Raw genomic sequence first — 3,186 nt, 5'->3', positions numbered from 1 at the left:
CTTTTTCAGTTCTGTTTTCTCCATAATTACCTCCACAAAATACAGATTTATTGCATTCCCGTGCATGCTGAACCCGGAAAACACTGCCGCGGGAAATGATGGACAAATCAGTTCATGCTGGAATAGTGAGAGCTGTTTCCTTGCAGGATAAACACATGTACTTTAGTACATTATAGCGATAACGAACGAGTTGTCAAGAAGGGTGTTAAGTACCCGTTTTGCGAAAATACTTAAAATTATTACAAAAATTTTAACTATCTCTTAATAAAACGGAAAAAATTTAAAAAAATAACAAAAATAAAAAAGTCGAAGGAATTATCCGGGCAAGGAGGGCAGATGAGGGAGAACTGGAAACAGATTCACCTGGAAAATCAGCCTGGAATTAGGAAAAACCTTGGAATTTCAAAGGCTGAGAGGGGGAAAAATGACCCGTTTTTCAGCCCGGAGGAAATCAAGAATTTCCAGCACGGGAAAAACGCAGAACGGAACCAGGACAGGCGGTCAGTAAGGTGTCCTGCTCCACCACCGGTTGGCCGTCTACGAACAACCAGGAAAGCCCCTGTGCATAGTCGGAGCCGGCGCGGGGAGAAAGATAGGCGGACAAGTCCATGATGGCCAGATCGGCACAGGACCCCTCTTCCAGCACGCCGATGCCGGAAAGCCCCAGCCGCTGGGCCGGCAGAGAGGTAATCCGCCGGATTGCTTCCTCCAGGGACAGAAGGGGCGTCTGATATACGTAGGTCCGGAGAAGAGCGGAGATCCAGCTGAAGCAGCCGTCCGACCAGATAATCTGGGACAGGGGACCATCCTTGGCCAAGGCCATGGCGTCGGAGATGACGCCGCAGTAAGGCTGGGAGAGCAGAAGGCAGGAGTCCTCCTGGCTGCGCAGACGGCCGCTGATCAGCCCGGAGTACATGGCAGGGCCCTCCTCCACGATGATGTCCAGCAGGGCGTCAAAGGGATCCTGATTTCGTTCCTCGCCAATTTGGCGGAGGGTCTTGCCGATGTATTGGCGGCTGTTGGAGCAGTGCTGCAGCTTTACCAAATCCCACTGGCGGTCAACAATCAGCTGCCAGATGCAGTCGCTCCGCTCCCGCAGTGCACGGCGGACCGAGGGCTGGCGCAGCTGGTGGATCAGCTCCTGGGTGGGAAGGGCCAGCAGCTCAGCCGGAAGAATAGCTGTCAGGCTGGTGGGGCCCCAGAGAAACGGGATGATGTCATAGGCCACGTCGGAATCGGTCCGGGCCTTTTCCACCGCCTCTACGATCCATGCCGCCCCTTCCTTGGGAACGCCGTATTTTGGGATAGCATGGGAAATCTGGACGCGGACTCCTGTTTCTCTGGCCATATCGATGGCCTCCTGATAGCCCTGGCGATAGAAGCGGTCCCGGTTGCGGATGTGGGTGGCGTACAGGCGGTTATTCTTGGCTGTGACCCGGCACAAGGCCTGCAGCTCATCCTGCTGGGCGGCTTTGCCGGGGAAATATTCCAGTCCGGTGCTGAAGCCTGCGGCACCCTGGTCATAACAGAGCTGGAGCAAGCTGCACATTTGCTCCAGCTCGTCCTTTGTGGCGGGGCGGTTGCTGTAACCCATCACATGGCTGCGCAGTGCGCTGTGTCCCACCAGCGCAGCCACACGGCCACGCAGTCCTGCCGTTTCCAGAGTGCGGAAATATTCCTCCATGGAGCCCCAGGTGACCGGCTTGTCGGAGGGGGTATAGCAGAACACATTTTTCGCCAAAACGCCCTGTCCGCCCAGCGGTGCGGCGGAGTAGCCACAGTTGCCCATGGTATCCAGCGTTACGCCTTGGCGAAGGAAGGACATTCCGCGGCCGTCCAGAAACAGTGTATGATCCGAATGGGTGTGTAAATCAATAAAACCGGGAAAAATGTGGCGTCCGGCGGCGTCGATCACATGCCTAGCCGGCATGGAAGCATCAGCGGGGAGTATCCGGGCAATGCGGCCGCCCTGAATCCCGATGGAGGCGTGCCGTCCGGGGGATCCGCTGCCGTCAACGAGAAAGCCGTTTTTGATCCAATAATCCAGCATTCCAAATCACCTACTATTTTAATATGTATATAGGAGGAAAATAGAGGGACGATGTGCGGGGAAACTTCCCGGAGAAAAAATAAAAATCCAGACAGCAAAGCTGCTGGATTTTTATTTTTCTCAGAATCAGATCAGGTCTTGTCGCGCAGAGCGGGGATATCGGCGCCCTTCTCCAGAAGGAACTCATCCAGAACGGTAGCGGCGCCCGCAATGACCTTGGAGCACTTGTCCACAGGATTGCGGTAGAGCTCTTTCAGACGGCTGCAGTCGCAGCGGTAGCAGTTCATGTAGTTGACATAGCGGTTGATGAACTCGATGAGCAGGGGCTTGATCTCATAGTTGCCCTCATTGGCATGATCCTTCACGAAGAAGTGGCTGATAATGGCCACGCTGGAAGTGATGGCACCGCACATTTCGCCCACGCCCATGCCGCCGCCCATACCGGCAAACAGCTTCAGAGTCTTCTTGTCAAAGCCCAGACCATAGGCGATGTTCGCTCCGTAAATAATCCGTTCGGCGCAGTTGTAGTTTTCCTCGTCGCCAAATCCGCTCTCGATCAGTTCCTTCAGCATATTAAATTCCTCCCTGTTATAAAAAATTATAAAAATAAATCAAATGGCATGGTGTCCCAAAAAGGAACACAAGAACACCGCCTCCCCGGGAAGAGCCCGGGGAGGCCGGGTGTGTTCATTCAGATGGTTCTTCTGTGAATGCTGGAGTTATTCACAGCACCAGTCAATGATGAGGCCTGCGGCAATCTTGATGCCGGCGATGTAGTCCTCTAGGTCGACCCACTCGATCTGATCGCGGGTACCCAGGCCGCCGCAGTTGGGGCCGATGCCCACGGTGGGAGTGTGACCGTAGTTGTTGGGGAGGCGGACCTCGCTGGAGCCGTGATACTGGTAGATAAAGTCATCAAACTGCTTGACGTCGGTGATGACGCGCTCCACCAGCTTGACCACCTCGGTCTCGGGGGGGACGTAGGCGGGGTTGCCCTTCATGACGCCCTTCTCGATGAGGGGAGGATGCTTGGACAGCCAGGGATCGTCCTTGAAGTAGTCCAGCAGGAAGAGCTTCATCTCCTCAAAGACGGACTGGACGGTCTCGTCATAGCCGAAGTTCACACGGCCGGTGAT

The 3,186-nt window shown here is 54.8% G+C and carries 3 protein-coding genes; all 3 read right to left on the bottom strand.

The genetic code is table 11. The annotated features are described in order from the left end of the window. Positions 1-451 precede the first annotated feature (451 nt). Positions 452-2,050 carry an amidohydrolase family protein gene (locus DWX58_RS15030; RefSeq protein ID WP_118645409.1) on the bottom strand — a complete coding sequence of 533 codons (1,599 nt, stop codon included), beginning with the start codon at positions 2,048-2,050 and terminating at the stop codon, positions 452-454. 131 nt (positions 2,051-2,181) lie between these two features. Continuing rightward, positions 2,182-2,622, bottom strand: a complete 441-nt coding sequence (locus DWX58_RS15025; RefSeq protein WP_118645406.1) for a C-GCAxxG-C-C family (seleno)protein — start codon at positions 2,620-2,622, stop codon at positions 2,182-2,184. A gap of 147 nt (positions 2,623-2,769) precedes the next feature. Further along, positions 2,770-3,186: hypothetical protein (locus DWX58_RS15285; RefSeq protein WP_158579311.1), on the bottom strand; the 417-nt coding region annotated here is incomplete at its 5' end.

The organism is Pseudoflavonifractor sp. AF19-9AC, from assembly GCF_003478995.1.
Classification (GTDB): Bacteria; Bacillota; Clostridia; order Oscillospirales; family Oscillospiraceae; genus Lawsonibacter.
This window is presented reverse-complemented; position numbering and strand designations above follow the sequence as displayed.

What these genes read in the sequence shown, in the direction of transcription:
- DWX58_RS15030 (WP_118645409.1), bottom strand. Translation starts at nt 2,050, where the DNA reads ATGCTGGATTATTGGATCAAAAACGGCTTTCTCGTTGACGGCAGCGGA.
- DWX58_RS15025 (WP_118645406.1), bottom strand. Translation starts at nt 2,622, where the DNA reads ATGCTGAAGGAACTGATCGAGAGCGGATTTGGCGACGAGGAAAACTAC.